This is a genomic window from Idiomarina sp. PL1-037, from assembly GCF_034422975.1.
Taxonomy (GTDB): domain Bacteria; phylum Pseudomonadota; class Gammaproteobacteria; order Enterobacterales; family Alteromonadaceae; genus Idiomarina.
Genome location: NZ_CP139873.1, coordinates 2,385,009 through 2,411,939 on the forward strand (window position 1 = coordinate 2,385,009; position 26,931 = coordinate 2,411,939).

22 protein-coding genes and 1 tRNA gene are annotated in these 26,931 nt (G+C 45.6%); 13 read left to right on the plus strand and 10 right to left on the minus strand.

Annotated features, from left to right (window positions below; translation table 11 throughout):
- The first annotated feature begins 12 nt into the window (after positions 1-12).
- From U0358_RS11235 to U0358_RS11265, 7 genes are all read left to right on the plus strand, one after another.
- A complete protein-coding gene (locus U0358_RS11235) occupies positions 13-1,728 on the plus strand; it encodes a class I SAM-dependent DNA methyltransferase (protein ID WP_322406334.1) in 1,716 nt (571 codons plus the stop codon).
- Positions 1,718-3,175: a restriction endonuclease subunit S gene (locus U0358_RS11240; RefSeq protein ID WP_322406335.1), complete on the plus strand. Its 1,458-nt coding sequence runs from the start codon at positions 1,718-1,720 to the stop codon at positions 3,173-3,175. Before U0358_RS11235 ends, U0358_RS11240 begins: the two co-directional genes overlap by 11 nt.
- Positions 3,176-3,177: 2 nt before the next feature.
- Positions 3,178-4,233 carry a restriction endonuclease gene (locus tag U0358_RS11245; protein ID WP_322406336.1) on the plus strand — a complete coding sequence of 352 codons (1,056 nt, stop codon included), beginning with the start codon at positions 3,178-3,180 and terminating at the stop codon, positions 4,231-4,233.
- On the plus strand, positions 4,226-5,284 hold the full coding sequence (locus tag U0358_RS11250) for a DUF4917 family protein (RefSeq protein WP_322406337.1): 1,059 nt from the start codon (positions 4,226-4,228) through the stop codon (positions 5,282-5,284). Before U0358_RS11245 ends, U0358_RS11250 begins: the two co-directional genes overlap by 8 nt.
- A complete protein-coding gene (locus tag U0358_RS11255) occupies positions 5,284-5,874 on the plus strand; it encodes a DUF6933 domain-containing protein (RefSeq protein WP_322406338.1) in 591 nt (196 codons plus the stop codon). Before U0358_RS11250 ends, U0358_RS11255 begins: the two co-directional genes overlap by 1 nt.
- Positions 5,875-6,013: 139 nt before the next feature.
- Positions 6,014-6,979 (plus strand): Abi family protein, encoded by a 966-nt coding sequence (locus tag U0358_RS11260; RefSeq protein ID WP_322406339.1) that lies wholly within the window; start codon positions 6,014-6,016, stop codon positions 6,977-6,979.
- Between the two features lie 128 nt (positions 6,980-7,107).
- Positions 7,108-10,278, plus strand: coding sequence for a type I restriction endonuclease subunit R (locus tag U0358_RS11265; protein ID WP_322406340.1), 3,171 nt, complete (start codon positions 7,108-7,110; stop codon positions 10,276-10,278).
- Positions 10,279-10,299: 21 nt separating this feature from the next.
- Here the strand turns inward: U0358_RS11265 and U0358_RS11270 are convergent, their stop codons facing one another.
- A complete protein-coding gene (locus U0358_RS11270; protein WP_322407479.1) occupies positions 10,300-11,085 on the minus strand; it encodes an HNH endonuclease in 786 nt (261 codons plus the stop codon).
- Positions 11,086-11,387: 302 nt separating this feature from the next.
- On the opposite strand from U0358_RS11270, the gene U0358_RS11275 reads away from it, so the two are divergent.
- The 5 genes from U0358_RS11275 (at position 11,388) to U0358_RS11295 (ending at position 15,789) form a co-directional block, all read left to right on the plus strand.
- Entirely contained in the window at positions 11,388-12,656 is a 1,269-nt protein-coding gene (locus U0358_RS11275) for a tyrosine-type recombinase/integrase (protein WP_322406341.1), read from the plus strand.
- Positions 12,653-13,033: a LytR/AlgR family response regulator transcription factor gene (locus U0358_RS11280; protein WP_322406342.1), complete on the plus strand. Its 381-nt coding sequence runs from the start codon at positions 12,653-12,655 to the stop codon at positions 13,031-13,033. Before U0358_RS11275 ends, U0358_RS11280 begins: the two co-directional genes overlap by 4 nt.
- 135 nt (positions 13,034-13,168) lie before the next feature.
- Complete coding sequence (locus tag U0358_RS11285) at positions 13,169-13,831, plus strand: hypothetical protein (RefSeq protein ID WP_322406343.1); 663 nt, start codon at positions 13,169-13,171, stop codon at positions 13,829-13,831.
- On the plus strand, positions 13,828-15,009 hold the full coding sequence (locus U0358_RS11290) for a hypothetical protein (protein WP_322406344.1): 1,182 nt from the start codon (positions 13,828-13,830) through the stop codon (positions 15,007-15,009). Before U0358_RS11285 ends, U0358_RS11290 begins: the two co-directional genes overlap by 4 nt.
- Before the next feature lie 555 nt (positions 15,010-15,564).
- The gene (locus tag U0358_RS11295) at positions 15,565-15,789 is read left to right on the plus strand and encodes a hypothetical protein (protein WP_322406345.1); all 225 of its coding nucleotides are present in this window, start codon (positions 15,565-15,567) and stop codon (positions 15,787-15,789) included.
- A gap of 183 nt (positions 15,790-15,972) precedes the next feature.
- On the opposite strand, the gene U0358_RS11300 is transcribed toward U0358_RS11295, so the two are convergent.
- The 7 genes from U0358_RS11300 to U0358_RS11330 form a co-directional block, all read right to left on the minus strand.
- Positions 15,973-16,048, minus strand: a tRNA-Ile gene (locus tag U0358_RS11300).
- Positions 16,049-16,094: 46 nt separating this feature from the next.
- A complete protein-coding gene (locus U0358_RS11305; RefSeq protein WP_317497449.1) occupies positions 16,095-17,513 on the minus strand; it encodes a sensor histidine kinase in 1,419 nt (472 codons plus the stop codon).
- 18 nt (positions 17,514-17,531) lie between these two features.
- Complete coding sequence (locus U0358_RS11310; RefSeq protein ID WP_011235426.1) at positions 17,532-18,308, minus strand: amidohydrolase family protein; 777 nt, start codon at positions 18,306-18,308, stop codon at positions 17,532-17,534.
- Positions 18,309-18,333: 25 nt separating this feature from the next.
- A complete protein-coding gene (gene rpoD / locus U0358_RS11315) occupies positions 18,334-20,163 on the minus strand; it encodes an RNA polymerase sigma factor RpoD (protein ID WP_317497451.1) in 1,830 nt (609 codons plus the stop codon).
- A gap of 102 nt (positions 20,164-20,265) precedes the next feature.
- Positions 20,266-22,011, minus strand: coding sequence for a DNA primase (gene dnaG, locus U0358_RS11320; protein WP_322406346.1), 1,746 nt, complete (start codon positions 22,009-22,011; stop codon positions 20,266-20,268).
- Between the two features lie 139 nt (positions 22,012-22,150).
- A complete protein-coding gene (gene rpsU / locus U0358_RS11325) occupies positions 22,151-22,366 on the minus strand; it encodes a 30S ribosomal protein S21 (protein ID WP_011235429.1) in 216 nt (71 codons plus the stop codon).
- 56 nt (positions 22,367-22,422) lie between these two features.
- Positions 22,423-23,181 (minus strand): PilZ domain-containing protein, encoded by a 759-nt coding sequence (locus U0358_RS11330; RefSeq protein WP_322406347.1) that lies wholly within the window; start codon positions 23,179-23,181, stop codon positions 22,423-22,425.
- Between the two features lie 210 nt (positions 23,182-23,391).
- Between U0358_RS11330 and U0358_RS11335 the strand changes: the two genes are divergently transcribed.
- Entirely contained in the window at positions 23,392-24,720 is a 1,329-nt protein-coding gene (locus U0358_RS11335; RefSeq protein ID WP_322407480.1) for a serine/threonine protein kinase, read from the plus strand.
- Here the strand turns inward: U0358_RS11335 and tgt are convergent.
- Entirely contained in the window at positions 24,696-25,811 is a 1,116-nt protein-coding gene (gene tgt, locus U0358_RS11340; protein ID WP_317497529.1) for a tRNA guanosine(34) transglycosylase Tgt, read from the minus strand. The two genes, U0358_RS11335 and tgt, sit on opposite strands and share 25 nt — an antisense overlap.
- 31 nt (positions 25,812-25,842) lie before the next feature.
- Positions 25,843-26,898: a tRNA preQ1(34) S-adenosylmethionine ribosyltransferase-isomerase QueA gene (gene queA, locus U0358_RS11345; protein WP_317497454.1), complete on the minus strand. Its 1,056-nt coding sequence runs from the start codon at positions 26,896-26,898 to the stop codon at positions 25,843-25,845.
- Between the last annotated feature and the right edge of the window lie 33 nt (positions 26,899-26,931).

Consider the following 26,931-nt stretch of genomic DNA (forward strand, 5'->3'; position numbering starts at 1 on the left):
AAGCCGTAAAACATGGACAACACCGAGCAAAAATTCTTAAAACAACTCGATGACAAGCTCTGGAAAGCTGCCGATAAATTGCGGGCCAATTTAGATGCCGCCAACTACAAACACGTCGTGCTGGGGCTTATTTTCTTAAAGTACGTATCGGATGCCTTTGAAGAGCGTCAGGAGCAATTACTTGCGCTTTTCAAAACCAACGACGAAGACAATCTTTACTACCTACCGCGCGATGATTTTGACAGTGACGAAGAGTACCAAGAAGCGCTAAGCGAAGAGCTGGAAGTGCTCGATTATTACCGCGAAGCAAACGTGTTTTGGGTACCCAAAGCGGCACGATGGAGCACATTAAAAGAAAAAGCCGTACTGCCCATTGGTAGTGTTTTATGGCAGGACGATACCGGTAACGACGTAAAATTGCGCTCGGTGTCCTGGCTTATCGACAATGCCTTAGAAGAAATCGAGAAAAGTAACAGCAAGCTCAAAGGCATTCTTAACCGCATCAGCCAATATCAGTTAGAAAACGAGAAGCTCATTGGTCTTATTAACGCTTTCTCGGACACTTCATTCACAAAGCCTGTGCTTGGTGGAGAACGGCTTAACTTGCAAAGCAAGGATATTCTCGGTCATGTTTACGAGTATTTCCTGGGACAATTCGCACTGGCTGAAGGCAAGCAAGGCGGCCAGTACTACACGCCGAAAAGCATCGTGACGCTGATTGTCGAAATGTTACAGCCCTATTCCGGTCGTGTGTATGACCCTGCTATGGGCTCTGGTGGATTCTTTGTGTCCAGCGATAAATTCATTGAAGAGCACGCCAAAGAGCAGCACTACGATGCCACCGAGCAACGAAAGCATATTTCGGTCTACGGCCAGGAGTCCAACCCGACCACTTGGCGCTTAGCGGCCATGAACATGGCCATACGCGGTATCGACTTTAATTTTGGTAAGAAAAACGCCGACAGCTTTTTAAACGATCAACACGCTGATCTTCGCGCCGACTTTGTCATGGCGAACCCACCGTTCAACGTAAAAGACTGGTGGAACGAATCGTTGGCCGATGATGCGCGCTGGAAATACGGCACGCCACCCAAAGGCAACGCCAACTTTGCCTGGGTACAGCATATGCTGCACCACCTGGCACCAACCGGCAGCATGGGTATTTTGCTGGCTAATGGCTCAATGAGCTCAAACACCAACAATGAAGGCGAAATTCGTAAGCGGCTCATTGAAGAAGACTTAGTGGAATGCATGGTTGCCCTGCCCGGCCAACTATTTACCAATACCCAAATACCGGCGTGTATCTGGTTTTTAACCAAGGACAAAGCCAACGGCATGGTTCGCAACGAGAAAAAGCGCGACCGCCGCGGAGAGTTCTTGTTTATTGATGCTCGCGAACTCGGTTACATGAAAGACCGTGTATTACGTGACTTTACCAACGACGACATTGCCAAAGTTGCCGACACCTTTCACCAATGGCAACAGGGTGAGAGCTACGAAGACATCGCCGGCTTCTGTAAATCCGTTAATTTAGACGATATTAAAAAGCATGACTTTGTGCTTACCCCAGGCCGCTACGTTGGCGCAAAAGAACAGGAAGACGACGGCGAACCTTTTAACGAAAAGATGGCTCGACTAACCGCGCAATTAAGCGAACAGTTTGCGGAAAGCGAGCGATTAGAAGCTGAGATTAAGCGTAATCTTGGGGGGCTTGGGTATGGGCTGTGATTGGCCAGTTGTGCGTTTAGGTGATCATGTTAATTCTTGCCTTGGCAAAATGCTCGATAAAAAAAAGAATAAAGGGGTTAACCAACCATATCTTGGCAACAGCAATGTTCGCTGGGGTGAATTCGACCTCTCACAGCTATCGAAAATGAAATTCGAGGAACATGAAGCTGAACGTTATGGAATTGAACCTGGGGATCTTATTGTCTGTGAAGGAGGAGAGCCTGGTAGATGTGCTATTTGGAACGATGCACTCCCAAATATGAAGATCCAAAAAGCATTACACAGGGTGCGAACTAACTCGACTTTAAATAATCATTTTCTATATTACTGGTTCCTTCATGCCGGAAAAAACGGTTCACTTGAACCTTATTTTACCGGAACAACAATCAAACATTTAACTGGCAAGGCATTAAACGACTTAGAACTCAGTTTACCACCTAGAAAGTACCAAGATTACGTGGCTAATATTCTGGCTAGCCTCGATAAAAAAATTCAAGCTAATAAAAAGCTAAACCAAACCCTAGAACAAATCGCGCAAGCCATCTTCAAAAGCTGGTTTGTCGATTTCGAGCCCGTTAAAGCCAAAATAAGCGCACTAGCAGCCGGCGGCAGCGAAGAAGACGCCCTACTCGCCGCCATGCAAGCCATATCCGGCAAAGACAAAGCACAACTAACCCAGCTCCGAACCGAAAACCCAGAGCGCTACAACGAACTCCGCACCACCGCCGAACTCTTCCCCTCCGCCATGCAAGACAGCGAGCTGGGTGAGATTCCTGAGGGGTGGGAAGCGAACCCATTTGAAAATCTGCTTGAGAAAACCATTGGAGGAGACTGGGGTAAAGAAAAGCCCGACGAAAAGCACAAGGAAGAAGTAAAAATACTGCGTGGCACTGACCTTCCTAACGTGTACTCAGGCAACGACGGTAAAGTACCAACCCGCTATGTGGAAGCGAAAAAGCTAAAAAACCGTCAATTGAAGCCATGGGATATTGTGATTGAAGTATCAGGAGGTAGTAAAGGACAACCGACAGGGAGATCTTTACTAATTACAGATCGCTTACTTGAGCGACTCGGCCGATCTGAACCTGCAAGTTTTTGTAGGATGTTTAGACCAATTAACGAAAATGTGAGTTTACTCCTAGCACTTCACCTTCAAAAAATTTACGCAGACGGGAAAACATGGCTTTATCAAAACCAAAGTACCGGAATTAGTAACTTCCAAACAAAGACATTTTTATCTAAAGAGATTGTTACTGTTCCCCCCTCTCCAGTACAAGAAGCATTTTTTAAAATGGTTAATCCATTGATTGAGCGTATTTACGCCAATGAATCGACGCTGCTGGGTGCATTGCGGGATGCCCTACTCCCTAAGTTGTTGTCTGGTGAGATAAATATTGCCGAGGAGTCTAACAACCAGTCTACAGATGAATTTAATAAGGAGTCGTAACAATGGAGCTTTGGTTAACGCGAGCAGGGTCTCACGGAGAGTATGAGCAAAAGTTTCTCGATGAGGGAAGAATTTTTTTAACCTGGGACGGACTAAACCAAGATCTTTCGACTCTTGAAAGTCGAGAGTTCTTACTTGATCTACTCGAAAACAATTACCCCAATGAAAAGCTCAAGCGGCTACAAAATCATAGCAGTCAAATTTGGCCTTTTGCCAAGACAATGCAAGTCGGAGATTGGGTAGTTTTGCCTTCAAAAAAGCAACCAGTCATATACGTGGGAGAAATTACTAGTGAATACCGACACGATAAAAATGCTGAAGACCCTTTTTATCATTCAAGAAAAGTAAAATGGTTCGGACAAGAAATACCCCGTTCGAATTTCGGGCAGGATCTTCTATACAGCTTTGGCGCTTTTATGACGATTTGTCGAGTGCGCCGGAATAATGCTTTAGAACGTTTAAAATCAATGTCTAAAAGTGGTTGGCAACCGGAAAATGTAAAGTCAGCTGTTCAACATTCTGGGCAAATAAACGGGACTGACATAAACGACGTTTCTAACGATGATAGTTTCGAATTTAATTTAGTCGATCTCGCGAAACAACAGGTTGTTAACCTAATTGAGCAAAAATTTAAAGGTCACGATCTCACAAGACTAGTGGCGGCCGTTTTAAAAGCCAAAGGATATAGTATATGGCAGAGCCCGGAGGGTGCCGATGGCGGTGCTGATATATTAGCATCGAACGGGATGATGGGGTTTGGTGACCAATCTATTTGCGTAGAGGTTAAATCAGGTTCAGGAACCGTTGACAGACCAACTGTCGATAAGCTTTTAGGAGCTATGTCGAAATTTAATGCAGAGCAAGGTTTATTCGTATCATGGGGCGGCTTTAAACAAAATGTTCAAAAGGATATGGCAAGCAGTTTTTTCAGGTTACGTTTGTGGTCTCAAGATGATTTCCTCGATGAGTTATTCGCTGTCTACGACAAATTGGACGACGAACTCAAAGCTCAATTACCACTTAAAAGAGTTTGGTCGGTAGTTCTTGCTGATGATTAAGAAAGTCCATAAGTGGCGAGAAATTGCTACTCACTTTACTGATAACCTAATAGTCGGCAATGGAGGCTCAATAGCGGTTTGTCCTGACCGTTTTCGCTACAAAGATTTGCACGCTTATGCTGTAAACAACGAATTATTAAAAAGTAACGTCATAGACGTCTTTAAAAAGGCGACTCCTCGTAATCCCGACTTTGAAAAAGTGCTTTATCAACTGTGGCTAGCTGACTTCATAAATAAAAAATTTGACGTTGAAAAGTCAGAGCGTGAGCGCGTGCGTGAGGGATATACGCTTGTACGACGAGCATTAATTAATACCGTAAAGGATATCCATCCCAAGCAAGCACAAATTGAGTCAAAGCTACAACAAATCGGTCGTTTCATATGTAACTTTTCTAACGTCCTATACCTTAACTACGACCTGATTCTTTACTGGGCCAGCCTAAAGGTGAATTCTAAGGAAAAACATCGCTGTAAAGACGGCTTTTCAAGCAAGGCATCTAATAAGCGAACAAGTATAAGCCGTTTAAAGTTTTCAGATGATCTCGAAAAAATTTGGGAACCCTATAATGGTAATTCGGCCTCAACCGCAATTTTCTATCCGCATGGTAGTCTTATGCTATACCAAACTAGAGCAAAGCATGAGGAGCGAAAGTTAGGTTTAGCGGGCGATGATATGCTAGACATCATTACTGAGTTTTGGGCAAAAAACGACAACCAACCACTTTTCGTTTGCGAAGGTTCATCTGACGAAAAACTAGCGTCTATAAGCGGCTCTAACTACCTGACAACCGTTTACCAAAAAGTCATTCCTCGTCTTAAGAATTCATTCGTCATTTACGGTTGGAGTATGGGAGAAGAAGATGAGCACATCATTCGTCAACTGAAGCGTGAATCTATCAGTAAAGTTGCAGTATCAATTGTTCGCAAAGATCGCTCAGAGCAATCAATTTCGAAAGAACTGGGATACATTACCGATAAGTTATCGAATCTCGTCTCAGAGGAGAATATTTACTTCTTTGACGCCGATAGCAAAGGTTGTTGGTGCCATTAATGCTAAAACTCCACGCCACCCGCAAACTCTTCGACAAACTAACGCTTACCAGCGACGATGCACTACCCGTTACACCGATGAGCGAATGGCTGTATGAAAAGCCCAACCTTGATATCAACCCTTTAAGCGGATGGCATGGTCATCTGGTTACGCTGCAACGCCGAAATTGCGTGTTAATGGCACACGATAGTACGCGCTTTCCGTTGGTGTTACCGGCACTGAAAAAAGCCGACTTCGCTGAGCTGAACGACCGCTTTGTCGATACCTTTATGAATACGTTGCTTAAATGCGGCGCTAATGAAGCTCACCTTGAAACAGCTGATAAATACCTGCGTCCATTGCAAGTTGATAGCGACTGTAGCCGCTCTGTTCAGGGCACACTGAACCGCATGAGAGACGAGTTCGAGCATCAGCTCTATTACGACCGACTGAATATAGCCGACATGACCGGCTATAATGCCGGCGCCTGGCTCGCAGACACGCCACGCTCAGTAAAAGGTCAAAAGACGGTGTTATGGCCGAAAGATGCTATGTTGACTCTGCTGGAGCGATTGGCAGACCAGAACAGATTCAAGGAGGAAAACCCGTGATGATCGGCGTCAAACGAGGAAAAAGGTCAAGTATCGAGGATTTCTCGGTAGTTTGTTACAAGGCAGAACACCTGCTTACCACGTGGTTTTTGTCACCGTTCCTGTTGTCCATACTTGACTCACACAGAGATTGCTAAATATGCCTCGACAGCAAAAACCATGGATATCATTAGACCAGCAGTTAGGGCTTCTTACCGATCGTGGTATGACGATTGATGAACCTGAAATCGCAAGAAGTTACTTGGAAAAACTAGGTTACTACCGGTTAAGCGGGTATTGGTATCCCTTTCGCAAAATATCAGCGCACTTCAACCCAGAGTTGGATATACCTATCCGTCATGATGAGTTTATTAACGGTTCGCATTTTCGAGATATTGTTGATTTATACATTTTCGATAAGCGACTCCGGCTTCACGCGCTAGATGCCTTAGAGCGAATAGAAATGGCTGTCCGAGTTGATATTGCTCACTTACTAGGCGAAATAGACTGTTATGCGCATGAGAATCCAGAATGTCTGCATGGCCGCTTTAGTAAACAGGCTAAAAAGAAAGGGCCTGCAAAAGGGAAAACGGAGCACCAAGTCTGGTTAGAAAAGTACGAAAGAGCCATATGGCGAGCTAGACGAGAGCCATTTATTGAACACTATAAGAAAAACTATGAAGGAATACCAATTTGGGTTGCTATTGAAGTGTGGGACTTCGGCATGATGTCGATGCTTTACTCAGGCATGAAGGTAAAGCATCAAGATAAAATAGCTGAAAAGTATGGCGCGCCAAGCGGCCACGATTTTAGTAAATGGTTAAGAAGTTTAAACTTTATACGTAACGTTTCCGCTCACCATAGTAGGCTTTGGAACATCAACGTTCTCGAGCGCGCTCCAATTCCTCATTACGAACATTGGCAAAAGATAAATAACTCACGACCATTCTTCTACTTTTGCCTTATGCAAAAACTGCTCGCAGTAATAAGCCCTAATTCAACATGGAATAAGCGCTTTGAGGCTATTGTTGAAAGCTTCCCCGAACCGGAAAATAACGCAATAAGAATTAGCGAGTTTGGGATAGTTGATGACTGGGAGTCTTGGCCAGTGTGGGGCCTGAAATGAGAGCCGACGCGTACACAACAAAGTTGCGAAGAGGCGCCGGGCGTATTACGGATAAGTATAAACAAGATGTTTTACCTGTCAATTACTTTAAGGTAATTTAGGCAGAGTATAGTTAAAGGACTAATGGAATGACCGAAGACCAGTTAGAACAACAATGCCTGGAATGGTTTGCCGAGGATGGCTGGGAAATTGCCAACGGTCCCGACATTGCCCATGACGGTCCTTTTCCAGAACGGATCGATTATAAGCAAATTCTGTTGTTCGCTGATCTTGAAGCCGCACTCCGCCGCATTAATCCTCACCTGCCCGATAGCGCCATTGAACAAGTCATTGCTGTGGTTCGTAAACCCGAGAGCTTGGACTGTGTGGCTAATAACCGTGAATTCCACCGGTTATTGATTGACGGCGTACCGGTTGAGTACAAAAAGCAGGATAAAGTTGTCCACGACCGCGCGTTTTTAATGGATTTTGGCGATATCGATGCCAACCGCTTTCGTGCAATTAACCAATTTACTATTGAAGGCTCTAAACAACTGCGTCGGCCGGACATTATCTGTTTTATTAACGGCTTACCGGTAGCGGTTATCGAGCTTAAAAGCCCCAGCGCCGAAAACGTCGATATCTGGGACGCGTTTAACCAGATACAAACTTATAAAGACGAAATTCCGGAACTGTTTGCCTATAACGAAGCGTCGATTATTAGTGATGGGTTTAATGCCCGTGTAGGCTCACTCACCGCAAACCAGGAACGGTACATGCCTTGGCGCGTTGTCTTAAACGAAGACGATAAGCGCCCGTTAGAGCAAGAAATGGAAACCATGGTGCGCGGCTTTTTTAAGCGCGAACTGTTTTTAGATTACATTCGCTATTTCGTGATTTTTGAAAACGACGCAGATAACCTGATTAAAAAAATAGCAGGTTACCATCAATTTCATGCGGTGCGCGAAGCCGTTCGTGCCACTGTTGTTGCGGCAGAACAGCAAAGCTTAAGCGAAGTTGCGGAGAAACGCGCAACCTATGCCGACGAAGTTGTTCCTGGCAGCAAAAAGGCCGGTGTTGTCTGGCACACACAAGGCTCAGGCAAAAGCATTTCAATGTGTTGTTACGCCGGAAAACTATTGCAACAACCGGCAATGAATAACCCGACCTTAATTGTCGTTACCGACCGCAATGACCTAGACGGCCAGCTTTTTGCAACCTTTAGCGCCGCTAAAGATTTGCTGAAACAAGAGCCGGTGCAGGCAGATAATCGGGACAAACTTCGTCAGTTATTGGCCGAACGCGAGTCGGGCGGCATTATTTTTACCACGGTGCAGAAGTTTGCATTGTTGGAAGACGAGAACGGCCACCCTATTTTAAATGACCGTCACAACATTGTTGTGATTTCGGACGAGGCGCACCGCAGCCAGTATGGTTTAAAAGCCACGTTGAAAAAAGACGGCAAATATAAGTTTGGCTACGCCAAGCACATGCGCGACGCCCTACCCAACGCGTCATTTATTGGTTTTACTGGTACGCCTATTGCCAGCGAAGACAAAGACACTCGTGCCGTTTTCGGTGACTACGTATCCATTTACGACATTCAAGATGCAGTGGAAGACGGTGCCACGGTACCCATTTACTATGAGTCACGGCTCGCCAAACTGGATATCAATCAGGATATTATTGAGGAGCTCTCCGACCAGGTCGATGAAGTCGTCGAAGACGAGGAAGATGTCGGCGCCCGTGAAAAAACGAAAAGCGAGTGGAGCCGGTTAGAAAAGTTAGTTGGTTCTGGGCCTCGGTTAGCGCAAGTCGCAGAAGACCTGATAAACCACTACGAAACGCGCGCAAAAAGCATTGAAGGTAAGGCCATGATTGTGGCGATGAGCCGCGATATTTGTGCGCACCTGTACAATGAAATTGTGAAGTTACGCCCCGACTGGCATGACCCGGATCCGGAAAAAGGCGCAATTAAAATTGTGATGACCGGCTCTGCATCAGACAAGCCCTTGTTACAGCCGCACATCTACAATAAGCAAACCAAGAAGCGGCTGGAAAAGCGGTTTAAAGACATTAACGACCCACTGAAGCTTGTTATTGTGCGAGATATGTGGTTGACCGGCTTTGATGCCCCCTGCTGCCATACCATGTACGTCGACAAACCTATGAAAGGCCATAACCTGATGCAGGCGATTGCCCGGGTAAACCGTGTGTTTAAAAACAAACCCGGTGGCCTGGTTGTTGATTACATCGGGATTGCTAACGAACTGAAACAAGCACTGAAGACGTATACCGACTCGCAAGGTAAAGGTCAGCCGACGCATAGCGCGGAAGAGGCATTTGCGCTGCTACTGGAGAAGCTGGATGTCATTCACGGCATGTTTGCCAAAGGTCCGAATGCAGAAGGGTTTGATTACACCAACTACAACGGTAAAAGTTACGAGGACAATCCTAATGAGTTGCTGTTAGCAACGGCCAACTACGTACTCAGCCTGGAGGACGGTAAAAAGCGCTTTTTGGACACCGTGCTCGCCATGAACAAGGCATTTTCGTTGTGCAGCACGTTGGACGAAGCGCAGAACTATCAAAAGGAAGTGGCGTTTTTAACGTCTGTGAAGACCGCAATTACCAAGTTCACCAGTGTTGATAAAAAGCTAACGCAGGAAGAGAAAAATTCGGCGTTGAAGCAGATACTAGATAATGCTGTTCGTGCTGAAGGTGTCTCTGATGTATTTGCGTTGTGCGGACTGGATAAACCTAACATCGGGTTATTGTCTGAGGAGTTCTTAGAGGACGTAAGGCAGATGCCTTACAAGAACTTTGCCGTAGAGCTACTTGAGAAGCTGCTTAAAGACGATATTAAGGCCAAGACACGCAACAACGTGGTACAAGAGAAAAAATACGCTGAGCGTCTGCAAGAGACGTTGCGTAAATACAACAACCGCGGCATTGAAACCGCCCAGGTTATCGAAGAGCTAATTGCCATGGCCAAGCAATTCCAGGAAGAACTTGCCCGCGACGAAGCCTTGGGTCTAAACCCCGATGAAGTTGCCTTCTATGACGCCCTTGCCGAAAATGAAAGCGCTGTTCGAGAACTAGGCGACGACACACTGAAGAAAATTGCCGTCGAAATTACGGACAAACTACGAAAGTCCACTACTGTGGACTGGCAAGTCCGGGAAAGTGTTCGGGCTAAACTTCGTATCCTGGTACGCAGAACCTTGCGCCGATACAAATACCCACCCGACCGCGCACCAGCCGCAGTGGAGCTCATTTTAAAGCAGGCAGAAGTGCTGTCTAGTAGTTGGACAGGGTGAGTTCAAGACTTAGTGAGAGCCCTAGCCTACGAAAACATTAGCTCTGTGCCACGATAGGTACTTTAAATGCTTTTCTTCTATACGCTTTAATCGCATAGTCTCATTAATGCCAAGAGCTCCTAATTGCTCTTCAAGAGCCTTTCCGTGGAGGAGTCCACCATCATTAGAAAAACTTATCAATCCCTTGTCAAACAGTGCATCAAGGGTAGGGTTTAAAAGTAAGCCGTTATAAAGATCTAGTCTCTCCGTGTCATCCGATTCACTCCAAGGCTTAATATGTGAGGCTTTTAATATTCCAGACAAAGAAATAGCACTTACTGAACAAGTATGTTGCCAATATTTCAGTAACTTCTCCCTAAAGGTGCCTTGACCTCTTCTGGCTTGATATAAAGCTTCAATCTCCGTCTCGTATGAAGAGTTTGCTTCACTTTCAACTGGCGGTATGTTGGCTTGAAGCGAAGATATAATCCGCCGTAACATCTCGTGATCCACTACATCTAACGCAAACCCATAGTGTTGAAATTTTCCATTCTTATTAACTGCCTTGGGAAACTCCACTAAATTCGAATTGTTCCAATTACTATTAAAGTTCACTTTATCTCTGACCACTGGAAGCACACTGCCCTGGAGAGCGGGATGTAAAACCAATGGCATCCTATACATTGGCTTTCCCCGCTGTGATGCGGTTTTAACGTAGACCGGGTGAGTAAGATCATGACGAGTAAATTTTTGAGCTCGAACATTATCTTTGGCTAATGTGAATCCGAGCTGCACTAAACCTTTTGCGATAGAAATAGAATCGAGCATACTCAACTTTAATAAAACCTAAAATTTCTATAAAAAACAATATCTTTAGTTTGATTATGTTACTAGCTAGTTTCAACTATGCGGAATAAAATTTTTTCCCTTTATGACTTTCACGAAGTAAATTCATTCCCTGAATACCTAGAGTCTAGAAAAGACAAAAAACGCCTTAATCAACTGCCGTTGAAAAAAGAAAAACCGGCAATTTTGCACCGACTTGGTCCATTTTGATCCGAAGTTCTTGTCCACCCCTTGCAAAGTTTTATATATCTCGCTCCGTGTTCGTTTTATCACGGTTGGAATAAATGAAGTACGCTCAATTCACAGTTAAGCACCTGAAAGGGCTGGAGCCTCGCTCCAAAAAATATGAAGAGTGGGAAACATCGTCGCAACGCAACACCGGGCGATTGGGGGTTGTTGTCTACCCTAGCGGGACCAAGACGTTTGTCTTTCGCTACTACGCTAGTGGTAAGCGCAGCTATATCACACTGGGCGCATTCCCTGACCTTTCACTAACAAAGGCTCGCGAAAAAGCAACTCTGCTATCCCAGTCGGTAGCAAACTGTGTTGATCCTAAAACTTTGGGACCAACGGTAATTTCAGCAAAAGTGCAAAGTGTCACTACCGGGACTTTTGGTGAATTAATTGAATACTATGTCAGTGATATGCGTCGCAAAGGAAGGCGCACAGCGGATGAAGTAAAAGCGGATCTTGAGCGCAATGCCCTGCCAATTATTCCTGCTGGCCAGCCTGCGAACCAGGTATCGCCAGAACAAATAAAGCGAGTGCTCGCGGTAATGATACGCCGTGGCGCTGTCGCTCATTCGAACCGGGTCAGAGCTTATTTGCATGCTGCATTTTCAGCCGGTCTGAAGCACGACAACAACCCAGCGGATCAAAGTTCGTCGTTTTTGTTTCGTTTAGAAAAGAATCCCGTGACAGTAATTCCTACCCAACGCCATGCGGAAGTTCCTCGCGATCGACTATTAACCGAAAATGAACTCGAAAAAATTTTCGAAGCGGTTAACGACTCGCAGAAAAACGGTGTCAGTGCGGATTTCAGACTGCTAATTAAGGTTCACCTTTATTCTGGTGGGCAGCGTCCTTTTGAGGTTATGAACTCTAAGTGGAGTGACATCGATTTTGAAACTGGTGATTGGCTAATGCGCGGTGATATTACGAAAAATGGCCGGGACCACATTATTCCACTCACCCAGCAACTAACAAATTACTTAGAGCAACTCAAAAGCTTTGCAGGGGTCAGTGATTTGGTTATGCCGAAACGAAATATTTTTACCGAAGCAGCCCCTTCCAGCAGCTTGGCGCACGCTTACAAAAAGATTCAGAAGCGTTACGGCATTGCAGACTTCCAGCCTCGCGACCTCCGGCGTACCGCTAAAACATTAATGCTACGACATAAAATGGGTACCGAAAATCATCTGAACCGGCTCCACAACCACGCTTTTTCGGACGTATCCAACCGACACTATAACCGTTATGACTACCGCGACGAAAAGCTCGAGATCTTAGAGAGTTGGTCAAAGCTTCTTGACGAGTTGGGAGGTGCCCGATGAGCGGGATCATTGCTGTAACACAACCGGGAAAAATCAAGTTTCTAAGGTTAGGCGATATTACTCACATTACTTCCTGTGGTAACTATGTCGAGTTTCACCTTGTTACTGGCAAGCGCTTTTTAAGCAGGATGACGTTGAAACAAGTTGAGCAGGCAAACCTTAGTTCATTCATTCGAATCTCCCGCCGCACTATTGTCAATGTGGTGTTTATAAATTACGCGCATAGTGAAACGGGTCGGTTTAACCATATCGTTCTCGTCAATGATGTAGAACTTTGTACTTCAAAAACATATCTGCCTAATTTGCTCAGTATTTGCGAAATACGAAGTCCGAAAAACAGTCGACCTGAGGTGCGTAAACATGTGTACGGAGAATAGATTTAATTATTTTGATCGTTTTGAACCGATGTCGGATCAAAACGGATCAAGTCGGTTACTCAGACTATTGACTCTCAAGATCCTCACTGATCAAATTTACAGTGTTTTGTTATTACACGGTAAAGAGAGAGAAACATGGCAGTTATTAATTTTGAGATTAAAAACCGCCGACTTATTTCAGCGTTACTGGTTAAGTCGCGCATTATTCAATATATGTTTAACGACAAGTCAATTAATGCCGTTGCGTTTGCACAAGGCTGGTGGCAGGCGCAGCTTGCACAGCAAAGCGAAGTGCGTTCCACGCTGGAATTTCCCTCAATGGCTATTGATTTGTACAAACATTTTAAGCGTAGCTATGAATTCGATACAGCCAAGTACGAACTGTCAGAAGCTGGCATTTTCCACCGCTTACGTTACCCGAGATCTTTCCCAGGTACCATCACACCAGAAGTTTACGAGGAATTTTGTATGAAACCACGACTTGAAGAAGCTTATGTTTTCAAACGTCATCAAGTTTTGCTAAGTGACGATGAACAGGCGATGGCAGATAAGATTGCCCGCTGTTTGTGTAAAACGTATATGGAGTTAGACAGTGACGACGCAGTGATGCTAGTAGGCGACGGACATGAAAAGAACAACCGCGAGGCAATAAAAACCTGGGTGCGTAAAGCGCTGTATTTTTACGGTTTACCCTTCAGCTCATCTTCAACTGAATTCTTACAGAAAAAGTTAGATGAGGTTTGGGTTACATGGGAGAACCCACTTTGGGCGTTTGAGAATAAGGAGTTTGCACAATGAACCTGCACAAATTTTTAGCATCTACTGATAACGACCTTGACGTCAACGACTTGAGTTTTCTGAACAATATTGGGAATTCTAGTCGCTACTCAGCGCTTTTTCATAAGGCAATCGAACTACGGCAGGTGCACCAAAATGAGCTAGCGAAGCGAAAAAACAAGGCTGTAACCAAGTACTCGTTTGATATCGTGCCTTTTTCGACAGCGGCTGGCAAAGCGCTGTTCACTTTACTTGTGAGAGAAATTATTGCTGCGCGGGATCCCGAAAGAGACGTTAAGAACTTTAAAGTCGTTTTCGCAGACGATGTCATCGATACCGACCGCGAAGTATTTAAAAACTATTTCAAGCAGTATGATCGTTACCCGATCGCTGTCGTATTTCTAACGACTGTTGTTACGACAACAATTCGTCATTTGCGTAATATTAAAAACATCACCGACATTATTCCGGCATACACTCGCAAGCTCGCTCTCGCGATGTCAGAGGTGCCAGTATATCCTCTCGAGGAGCCCTCTTTTGTCAGCTTAGAGCGTGTTGAGAGTGGAGTGCGAGAAGATGGTAGCGCCAAGATACGGTTCAATGTTACCTCAGAATTCTCGGATGGCAGCGTTATCGTAAATCGCTACGTTCATAGAAACGTAAAAAGCCCATTTCCGAAGAAATTTTCGGTACGAACCTTAACGGCCGAGCGTTACCAAGAGTTTGGCGTAGTCTATGTATATCGCGTGATGTTTGAATCGTCGAGCGGTCCAAGGTTTGTCTATAAAACAGGAAAAACTAAGGTCGCATTAAATTGTCGAGCTCAAGAATCAGTGAACAATGCGTTGAAACGTGCGGCTCGAAAACGGGCGTTAAGCTACAGCCATAATGTGATTCACAGAGCGAGTAGTGTCGATCTTGTTTTCTATTATATATGTTCATCTGAGGATGCTGCGTTTCGCTTAGAGCAGCGTATTCTAAACCGCACGCGGTCTTTGGGCGTTGAGCATTATGCTGAATATCAACAGTTTATACATACTAAGCGACGCCTCCGCGAATACAGGATTCCTGAGGGCAATGCGCGCTTCGATTTTTTTACCTACATTCGAGATGCGGAGCATGAGTCTGAAGTCGAACAATTCGAAGATTTATCATCTCTCCCTATACGGTTAATTTCATCACCATCGGCAAGCAAATAGTTTTTTCTAGCTATGTCACAAAAGCTTTTTGTGACATAGCCCTGCATATTTTCCCTCGACCAGTCCAAACTAAGTATAACCATCTAATACTTAGGAAGATCTCGCTAAGAATTTTGTTGATAACAGCCAAATCCGGTCAAAAATTAATGAAGTGTGCTGAACAGACATGCCGAATTTGAGGGTTCTGTTCAAAATCTCATGCTTTTTTGCAGCGATAATTGTTCCCGAACGATACCGGTTCAAACCTTAATTTTTTAATTGATTTAGAGGTATTTCAAAATGAAAAATACTAACGAGATCTTAGAACACCCGGCCCTTGCTCATACTTTACTGACTACCGTTTTGATTACTAAAAAACAAATAGTGACTACCTTCAACGTACCAAGCAGCACCTGGTACGACTGGTACAAGTCTGGCTTCGCTCCTGCACCCGCATTACAGCGGGACGGCTGTCACCGAAAATGGCGACTGATTGATGTGATCAACTTTTTCGCGTCACTACATAGTTCAGATAACAACCGAAAAGGTTACGCTAACTGCAAATAGGAGGTAGCTATGTATAAAGCATTCTTAACAATTGACGACCTTTGCTGCTTGTTTAACCGTGAAGAACGTGTCATTCGCAAGTGGATAGCAGCAAAGGCTTTTCCTCAGGGAGTGAAAGCCGCTATGACTGAAGGAGAGTTTTGGCATGTCGATACGATAAACAATTATTTAAGATTTCCTGTGTATCGCCATCCTACTCTGGCAGAACATCGTCCTAAGAGGAAATTAGCTTGATAATAAAACTTACGAAAAGCCATCCGCCGGGGTGGCTTTTTGCTATTACGGCTCTTAAATAATTTTTGATCGTAAATAACGGAGCTGATCGCTCGTTAAAGCTAACTACCGCTCTAACTACCGCTTTTTGAAATGACACCTTACTTTTCACGACTTAAATAATCGCTAAGTCTTTGAAAAATATGGTGGCCCCTCGCAGATTTGAACTGCGGACCAACCGATTATGAGTCGGGTGCTCTAACCACTGAGCTAAGGGGCCATTTCTGGTTGGAATGCTTGAAAGCGGCGCAAATTATACGAACTTTTTACCCTTTTGTCATGGGTATCAGCACGTTAAATCGCGATGTTTTTTCAAGTTTTTCATAATTTATGTCGCCGCCCTGGCTGTGAAGCGTATCCCGCACTACTTTAAGCCCTATGCCATACTGAGTTGGTGCCAATTCGTCGGCGTGGAAGAGCAAATGCTTGTTTTTCTCTTCTATACCCGAACTTTCGTCGCTAACAGCAATTTTTATAAAGTTTTCTTCTGCGTTTGCCTGCAGCATAATTTCGGAATTTACCGGCACAAAACTCATGATATGGCGTATTAAATAGTCCATTGCAAAGCGAACAAGTAACGGATCAGCCTCTAGTTTTAACCCATCCTCCGCTATGGCGGTTAGAGTTATGTCTTTCTCGTTACCATGGCCTTCATGGTAGTCAGATAAGCTCTGTAGAAAATCTCCTACGTCAATTGAAACGGCTTTCCCACTGCCCATTTCTGAGGTGACTTCCCCAAATGAACTAAACAATTCAGTTAGCTGCGAAAGCTTACGCTTAATGTCGTCTTCGCTCATTTTTGAGAGCTTGCGCTGCATGTCTTCCAGGTCAGCTAATGCAAGCGCTGTCATTGAGCGCGCTATGCGCCCTACCAACGTTTTTTGGTTAGCCATAATGACTTTGTTCATCTGGTGGCTAAGCTCACGTTCTTTGGCCTGAATTTTTTGACGCGCCTGGTATAACAACAACAACAATGGCTGAATTTCTGGTATTTCCGTGGTAACGGTAACGGCCTGAGAGTTGTCTTCAGCTTGCGCCACCATGCGGTCACGCTCAGAGTGCCAATTGCGGTTAAATACCGACTCGCACACCACCAGTATGCCGCCAATAATAGCCAGCAGCACAAACAGTACGCTGACAATAATAGAGAAGTCTGCCGGTACCAGCTGCACGTCTTTTTTTAGCCAAATACCCAGGTTGTAATGGTTTGTCTCTGGGCAAGCGGCGACCACTGTTGCCACACGGTCATTCGACTGTACAGAAACCACCTCGCGTTGCTGCTCTAACGAGCGCTGCACTGCAGAACGAACAATAGGAACATCGTCATTACTAATGCCAATTTCCGAGCTGTTGTTATTGCTGGTAGGGAATGCAAAGCCCATAAAGCCTTGTGCTGTGTGCCAGAAGCCACCTTTAACACCCTGAGTGTCGGCTATAGCGTCACTGAGTGCCTGATGCATCAAGTCGGGGTTACTCACTTGTTGTTGCGATGATTCAGAAGCAGGGAAAAGGCTGTTTACCGCTAACTGCACCTTCTGGCAAGAGCTGCTCATGGCGTTTTGATTGCGCTGCAGGGTTTCGCCTGCAGAAAACCAGAACGCAACTAACAAACCGCCGACAGCTACTGCAATTATGGCAATAGCTAACCAGCGGTTATGTTTAGTGTGAGATGAGAGAGACTGCACTTACCTCACTCTCTATTTTTAAGGTAAATTATAAAAGCTGCGGGCGTTTTGATAAAAGACTTTATCAACTGCCTCTTCGCTATCCAGAGCATTCACAATATTGGTGATGTCTGAAGGCTCAAATGAACGATTACTGCGTGTGCCCGGTAAATCGGTACCAAACATCAACGCGTCTGGGTTCGTTTCATTCAGAGTTTTAATGGCCTCTTCAATATTCACTTCCGTACGACCAAACCCGCTGGCTTTAATTTTTACACCACCTTCGGCTAAACGACGAACCTGGGACAAGCCCGACTTCGCCATACCTAAGTGGTCTACACTGAGTTTCGGCAGTTTAAGCAGAGTAGGAACCATGTCGTCCAGCTCGCGGCTGTCAACATAGATTTCCAGGTGCCATCCGGCTAAGTCCCAAATGCGCTTACCAAAATCAACAATACCTTCAATATCACGATGCACACCGCGCTTTAAGTTAACGCGCACACCGCGAATGCCGTGCTCTTTCAATTGCTGAATTTTCTCATCGCTAACGGTTCCCGGCAACTGGGTAACACCCACAAAATTGTTGCCCAGGTTTTCCAGCGCAGCTTTCAGGTAGCGCTGTTCAAAACCCTGGAACGAACCTGACACAATGACTCCACCTTCAATAGGCATGCCACGTACCAGGTTACGATAGTCATCAATGTAAAAAGGCTCAGGGATATGACCTTGGTTTTCAATTAGCGGAAACTCGTCATCATAAATGTGCAAATGCGAGTCAATTATACGTTTCGGCCAATTGTCACGGTTGTTACCCATGCTGCCTCCTTTGTCAGATAGTATCTTACTCATCCAAGAACGATTTAAGCTGCTCTGAGCGGCTTGGATGGCGAAGTTTTCTTAATGCTTTGGCTTCAATTTGACGAATTCGTTCACGAGTCACATCAAACTGCTTACCCACTTCTTCTAAAGTATGGTCGGTATTCATATCAATACCAAAGCGCATACGCAATACTTTCGCTTCACGTGCTGTTAAACCACCAAGTACATCGCGAACCGAGTTACGCAAGCTCTCCGAGGTTGCCGAGTCGATTGGCAGATCCAGAGTGCCGTCCTCAATAAAATCACCCAGGTGAGAATCTTCGTCGTCACCAATTGGAGTTTCCATTGAAATGGGTTCTTTCGCTATTTTCAGTACTTTGCGGATTTTATCTTCAGGCATCATCATGCGCTCTGCCAGTTCTTCCGGCAGTGGCTCGCGCCCCATTTCCTGCAGCATTTGGCGAGAAATACGGTTCAGCTTATTGATGGTTTCAATCATGTGAACCGGGATACGGATAGTACGTGCCTGGTCCGCAATTGAACGGGTAATTGCCTGACGGATCCACCAGGTTGCATAAGTTGAGAACTTATAACCACGGCGGTATTCGAATTTATCCACGGCTTTCATCAAGCCAATGTTACCTTCCTGAATTAAGTCCAGGAACTGCAAACCACGGTTGGTGTACTTTTTCGCAATGGAGATAACCAAACGCAGGTTAGCTTCAACCATTTCTTTTTTTGCACGACGCGCTTTGGCTTCGCCAATGGACATACGCCGGTTAATTTCTTTCACTTTAGCAATGGTTAAGCCGGTTTCGCGTTCTACGTCAACCAGCTTATTAACGCAGCGTTCAATTTCGCCGCGTACTTCTTTCAATGTGTCGGAATAGCCAGCACCAGAGTCAATCTCTTTATCAACCCAAGCCAAGTTGTTTTCATGGCTAGCAAAAGCTTTCATGAAGTTGCGTTTAGGCATTCCGCCCTGTTCAACGCTTATCTTCATGATAATACGTTCCTGAACGCGGACACGCTGCATCATGGCACGCATGTCTTTAACCAGACGGTCAAATTGCTTAGGAACCAAACGGAACTGTTTGAATAAGTCGCTTAACTTATCGATTTCAACACGAGCATCGGCACCATCACGACCATGCTTAGCAATGGCCTGACGTGTTGCTTCATACTGTTCACGAAGTGCATTGAATTTGCTGCGTGCGAATTCCGGATCGATACCGGTATCCGCTTCTTCCTCGTCTTCGTCATCATCGTTTTCTTCTTTTTCCAGCTCTTCATTAGGAAGTTCAGAACCAATATTAGTAGCTGCTACAGGCGCTTCGTCTACTTCGTCTGGGTCGATGAATCCGGAAATAATGTCGGTTAAGCGCAGTTCTTCGGCTTCGTAGGAGTCCCACTGCTCAAGCAAGAAGTTAATGGCTTCCGGGTATTCAGCAACAGAGCACTGAACCTGGTTAATGCCTTCTTCAATACGCTTGGCAATGTCAATTTCGCCTTCACGAGTCAGTAGCTCAACGGTACCCATTTCACGCATGTACATGCGCACTGGGTCAGTTGTACGGCCGATTTCGCCATCAACAGAAGCTAATGCTTGCGCGGCTTCTTCGGCAGCGTCTTCATCTGCAGCACTTTCTGCCATCATCAGATCATCGGCATCGGGAGCGCTTTCAAACACGCGTATACCCATGTCGTTGATCATGCGAATAATGTCTTCAACCTGATCGGAATCAACAATTTCCTGCGGTAAATGGTCATTGACCTCAGCAAATGTCAAAAACCCTTGTTCTTTGCCTTTCGCAATAAGGACCTTAAGTTGCGATTGCCGATTCTGCTGCATACAGACGTTCCACCTGTGACTGTGAATGTAGAGTATCCAAAATGACCGAATAGTATATCAGAATACTGATTTTGAAGCTAGCGTAAGGCGTACCCAGATGTACTATCTTGCCTTACTCAAATACTGAACCAACGTCTGATATTCCTGACGCTCAACTCGTGTTAATGCGCTTTCCTGTTCTTTCTTTAAAAGTGCGTTCGCACGCTGCTCAAAATATTGGTCAATTAGATAAATAAATATATCGTTAAATTCTTGCTCAACGTTGTCTTCGTCAAGCTGATGTTGCCATAACGCGAGTTTCTGCAAAGGCTGATAATATTCAGTATCGCGCCAGCCTTCCAACACTTGCGCCGTAGTCATTTGACGTTCTGCACACTGCTTGTGCAAAGAAATTAGTAAATCAATGCCGCTAACCCGAAGTTCTCTTAGTTCTTCACGAACCGGAACCGACTGCGCCAATTGCGGGTATTGCAGTAACAAAGCAATGGCTTTGCGTAATGGCGTCATTTTTACGCTTTCTTTTGGTCGCGACTGACGTTGCGGCTTTTCAAACTGACGTTCCAGTTGCGACGTTTCTCGGCGAAGCTTTTCTGCTAACCGCTGCATTAAAGTGTCGCGATAATATTCACTTGCCACTTTCTCAATTAAGGGTTTAGCAATATTCAGTAATTGAGAACGCCCGGCGTCGCTACTAACATCAATGTCGGCCTGCAAGTGCTCGAAGAAATATTCAGTGAATGGTGTCGCCTTTTTTAATTCACGCTCAAAGGCTTCGGCACCGTGCTCGCGCACAACTGAATCAGGGTCTTCGCCTTCCGGCAAGAACAGAAACGCCATATCCAGGCCGTCGCGCAACAGTGGCAAGGCATTTTCTAATGCACGCCAGGCGGCGTCGCGGCCTGCGCGGTCACCGTCGTAACAACACACAATTCTACTACTAGTACGGAATAAACGCTGTAATTGTTCACTGGTCGTGGCCGTCCCCAAAGAAGCAACGGCGTAATGAATGCCCGCTTCGGACAAAGCCACCACGTCCATATACCCTTCGACAATACAAACCTGTTCTGGTTTCCTTATGGCCTGCTGCATATGCCAGTAACCGTATAACTCACTGCCTTTATGAAACAGGCGAGTCTCCGGAGAGTTTAAGTATTTGGGTCCGTCGCCATCAATAATGCGACCACCAAAGCCCACCACCCGGCCGCGCCGGTCATGAATAGGAAACATGACCCGGTCACGAAAAAAGTCGTAATGCCGCCCTTTCTCGTTGCGGTTAATAAGCTTTAATTCCAGTAACTGCTGGCGATGCTGAGCCGAGTTGCCAAACGTACTTAGCAGGCTGTCCCACGCGTCGGGCGCATAACCAATTTGAAAACGCTTTACCGTTTCGCCGCTTAAACCCCGCCCTTTTAAGTAGTCTATAACTCGATTTGAGTTTTCATGGTGCTTTAACTGATGCTGGAAAAAACGAGCTGTTTTACTCATAAGCTCGGAGTCGTCCTGCACCTGTTGCTGTTTTTTTTGTGCTAACTGAGGGTTTTCAGGCTGTTCCCGCGGAACCTCAACGCCCATAATGCCGGCCAGCTCTTCCACCGCATCGGGAAAATTTAAGCCGTCAAATTCCATTAAAAAATCAATAGCGTTACCGTGCACACCACAGCCAAAGCAATGATAAAACTGCTTGTCCTGACTAACAGTAAACGACGGCGTTTTTTCATTATGGAAAGGGCAACAGGCCTGATGGTTTCTACCGGCCTTTTTCAGCGGTACGCGGCTATCAACTATTTCAACAATGTCTGCTCGTTCGAGCAAATCATGGATAAAGCTTTTGGGGATCAGGCCTGCCATATTGTTTCAATACCGAAGTTGCGAAAACAAGAAAGTTGTGAAAACAAAAAGTAGCAGAAACACGAAAGCCGCGACGATATAGTCACGGCTTTCAGCACTTTACGGAAAAGTGAACACTCAAATTGTCGTAAGTACAGTCTTAGTAAAGACGAGTACGACGAGCGTTATCACGAGACAGTTTTTTCGCGTGACGCTTTACCGCAGCCGCTTTCTTGCGCTTACGCTCTGAAGTCGGCTTTTCATAGTGCTCGCGACGACGGACTTCAGAGAGAACACCTGCTTTTTCACAAGAGCGCTTAAAGCGACGCAAAGCTACGTCAAACGGCTCGTTTTCTTTCACTTTAACGACTGGCATTAAAAAATCACCTCGGGTAAATTATCTGTTTCGGTTAAAAATTAACCACTACGGGTTCAATTGGTGCTGAATTGTACCGACTCAGATTCGCCTTGTAAAGTGTTATCCGAACCATCCCATCCAGGGTCATCATCGCTAAGCAGTTCGCGGACTGGCGTAGAGTGCAGGAAAAGCTTACTGACTAAATCCTGTAAATTATTTGGTTTTTCTTTGTAAGACAAACCGAGCTGCCATAACTGCGGGCCAACCGACTTAATGCTCCGGGTTACCAGTTGCTGAAGCAAAATGACTTCGTCGTCTGTTTTTACTCTGACTTCAGCTTTTAGGCCTCTGTTGTCCTCTATATCAACTGGCGAAGTACCAAAATAATTAAATGCGATACCTTTATTGGAAATATCCACAATTTTTCCGGTAAGAGGCTCTCCAAGTCTCTCTTTTAGTTGCAGCTGGAGCCTTGCATCGCAGTTTACCCCAACCCTTGGCGACGAACGCAGAATTTCCACACTGGCATTTCTGGGGTAACTGACAAACAAAAGTTTTTGCGGGTATTGGGTAATATGGAGAATATCGACCACGCCCGTTACCTGCTCACCTTTTGGAGAGACTGTTTTTATTGCAACATTCTTTTCTGTAGCCAGCATTGGCAAGATATCTTGCCAGCAATACTGCCTGGAAAGCTCCAGAATAAGGTAATCGGGATGCTGTTGACCCACCAGTGTCATATTTAAACGTTTATAGCCCTGGCTATCTTTAATCTGAACTTCGACGGACTGCCTGAATCCACTGTTTGCCAAAACATCGCTGTTCTCCCGCATCAGTGTTAACCCCTGCTTTGTTATTTTTATGAGACTCATCATAGCCTATATCTAAGTTTTTTTAAGCCACAGACTGATTATTTTTATTTGATGTCAATTGACGTCACTTAATGCGTACACTGTAAGCTCTTCCTCAAAACCTGTTGTTTGATGTTTGTCATCGTTAGACTGGATTTGAGCTTAAGTAGTAAGGATACGAGTTTGGCTGAAGTGCATCCGGACAACAATTTTCCCTATCCAATACCAGCGCGTTACCAGTCGATAAAGTTACTGGGGCAAGGTGGCAGTGGACTAGTTTATAAAGCCTACGACCAGCGTTTAAAACGCACGGTTGCGATTAAGTTTGCCCGGTCGCCCTCTATTGTTAGCCGCCACAGGCTGGTAAATGAAGCGCGCCTTTTGTCCAGCGTTGACCACCCCGCTCTTTGCCGCGTGTTTGATGTTGGCGAACCGGAAGTTTCTTCCTCTTCATTGTTTATGGTGCTTGAGCACATTGAAGGTAAACCTTTAAGTGAGCAACGCAGCTGTCTGTCTGTCTATGACGCCACCAAAGTGGTTAAATCTTTGACTGACGGGGTTTGTCGTATGCACAAGGCCGGTTATGCACACAACGACATTACTGCCCAGAACATAATGATCCGCTCAACAGAGAATACCGAAGACGAGTCTGATAATGCCGCGGTTTTAGTTGATTTGAGTATTGCTGCGCCAAGTTCGCCCACAACAATTAAGCGAGACATATACCAACTGGGCGCGTTGCTTTTATCACTACTGGCCAACATGAAACCTGAGCAATTTTTTCAGCACTCAATAACACCCCCCAACCGGCTTCCTGCGGAACTCAGTCGTATCTTAAAAAAAGCGCTCTCGGCTGAGCCAAACGAAGGATTTCAGCATTGCTGCGAGTTTCAGCAAGAGTTGGGTAGCTGGCTCCGTAACTATCAGTTAAGAAAACGTTTCTTCTGGCTGGGGGCTGGTGGTGCTGCCATTTTGGTTATTATTTTTGTCTTGTTCATTTTTTTACGAGCACAGACAAACCGGCATTTGCTGGATGGTTACTCGATTGAACAAAACCAATACGCGCATGCGCTTGTCTTTGCTCATTACTCTCAACACCTTGCCAACGGCGGTCAGCTTCAACAGGCGGCTGAGCAGGCCGAATTAGCACTTACCCACTTTGACGATGCTGTAGAAAGTAGCCCGGGGGTGTTGAAATACCATTCGGAACGCGCTCGTTTTGTGCTGAATTCAGGCGACATTTTTACCCGCTCACAGCTCACGACTATGCTGCTTAATGCGATTAATGAACTGGGTAACCCAGATGCGTATGAGGAAAAAGCGGCAGCCCATTATTTGCGGGCAGAAATGTACTTAGGTCTTGCTGAACTTAATAGCGAACAGCCTCATTTAGTTGAACGTTGGAAAGCTTCGGCGCTGAGTTCGGCGAAGGCAGCGATCAAGCACCAACCGGGCGTCGACCGCTACCAGCAATTACATGATGAACTCGATAATTCTCAGTCCAGTGCCGGGACAGACTGATCTCTTAAACGGTAAAACTCTTTGACGTAGTCATCGAAAGTGCCGGCATCCAGTGCGTCACGCATGTCACTCATTACTTTTTGATAAAAGCGCAGGTTGTGAATGGTGTTCAGGCGTGACCCCAGCATCTCGTTAGTACGATCCAAATGATGCAAATACGCCCGCGAATAGTTTTTACAGGTGTAGCAGTCACAGTTTTCATCCAGCGGAGATGTGTCCGTACGGTGCACTGCATTACGGATTTTTACTACGCCGGTGCTAATAAATAAGTGACCATTACGTGCATTACGGGTTGGCATAACGCAGTCGAACATATCAATACCGCGGCGTACGGCTTCAACTAAGTCTTCCGGCTTGCCTACCCCCATTAAATAACGAGGCTTCTGCTCGGGCATTTGCGGTGCGGTGTGCTCTAAAATGCGCATCATATCTTCTTTCGGCTCACCTACTGATAAACCACCAATAGCGTAACCGTCGAACCCGATATCGGTCAGACCTTTCAGAGAAATATCGCGCAGCTCTTCGTACATGCCGCCCTGAATAATACCGAACAACGCCGCTTTGCTCTCACCGTGCTCTTGTTTAGAGCGTTCAGCCCAGCGCAACGATAATTCCATGGAACTGCGCGCTTCAGCCTGCGTGGCAGGAAACGGCGTGCACTCGTCAAATATCATGACTATGTCTGAGCCCAGTTCGCGTTGAACCTGCATAGATTTTTCCGGGGTCAGCAGTATTTTCTCGCCGTTAATGGGCGAACGGAAAGTCACGCCCTCTTCGGTAATTTTGCGAAGCTCACCCAAACTGAACACCTGAAAACCGCCTGAGTCAGTCAGAATAGGTTTGTCCCAGTTCATAAAGTCATGCAAGTCACCGTGCTGCTGAATAATTTGCGTACCCGGGCGCAGCATTAGGTGAAAGGTATTGCCCAGGCAGATTTGTGCGCCAGTGTCTTTTACCTCTTCTGGTGTCATACCTTTTATGGTACCCAGAGTACCTACCGGCATGAACGCTGGTGTTTCTACGGTTCCACGTTCAAATACCATGCGCCCACGACGCGCGCGACCACTGGTTTTGTCTAATTCAAATTTCATTGTCATAAGTATTCACTTCAGTGTATTAAGTTTAGCGCTGTAACAGCATGGCATCGCCGTAACTAAAGAATCTATAACGCTCTTTAATGGCTTCATTATAAGCTTTCATAATTAAATCACGACCAACAAATGCCGAAACCAGCATAATGAGTGTGGACTCGGGCAGGTGAAAGTTGGTTATCATGCTATCGACCACTTTAAATTCATAACCCGGATAAATAAAAATATCGGTGTCATCAAAAAACGGTTCTATGCTTTCATTAGTTGATGCCTGAGCGGCCGATTCCAGCGAACGAACCGAGGTTGTCCCTACAGCAATAACCCGGCCACCTGAAGCTTGGGTCTGCTTAATGGCATGACAGGTTTCGGCACTGACTTTCGCGTATTCACTGTGCATAACGTGGTCGTTAATATCGTCCACGCGCACTGGCTGGAAGGTTCCTGCGCCTACGTGCAGGGTAACATAGGCGAAATTTACGCCTTTCTCACGTAATTGTTGCAGTATTTCGTCGTCAAAATGCAAACCGGCGGTTGGGGCCGCAACGGCACCCGGCTCGCGGTTATAAACGGTTTGGTAGCGCTCTTTGTCAGAGTTTTCATCCGGACGGTCAATGTAAGGCGGCAATGGCATATGCCCGTATTGCTCAAGTAATTCCAGCACGGTTTCATCGTGTTCAAACTTCAGTTCAAACAGTGCATCGTGACGCGCCAGCATTGTTATTTTTACATGGCCTTCCAGCAGCAATTCAGCACCCGCTTTGGGTGCGCGGTTAGCCCGGACATGCGCAAGCACCCGATGGTCATCCAGTAATCGCTCGACCAAAACCTCGACTTTACCACCGGACACTTTTTCACCCAGCAAACGCGCAGGGATAACCCGGGTGTCATTAAACACCAACAAGTCACCGGCGTTTATCTCATCCACAATATTTTTAAAGTGTTTATGCTCAATGCTGTTTTCACTGGCTTTTACCGAGATCAGCCTACTGGCACTGCGTTGTTCTTGCGGATAGCGGGCAATAAGCTCATCGGGGAGCTCAAATGAAAAGTCACTGACTTTTAAAGAAGAATGATTGGTATCTGACATATCCGTGCTGCATTTGCGAGTCTAGTGAAGCGC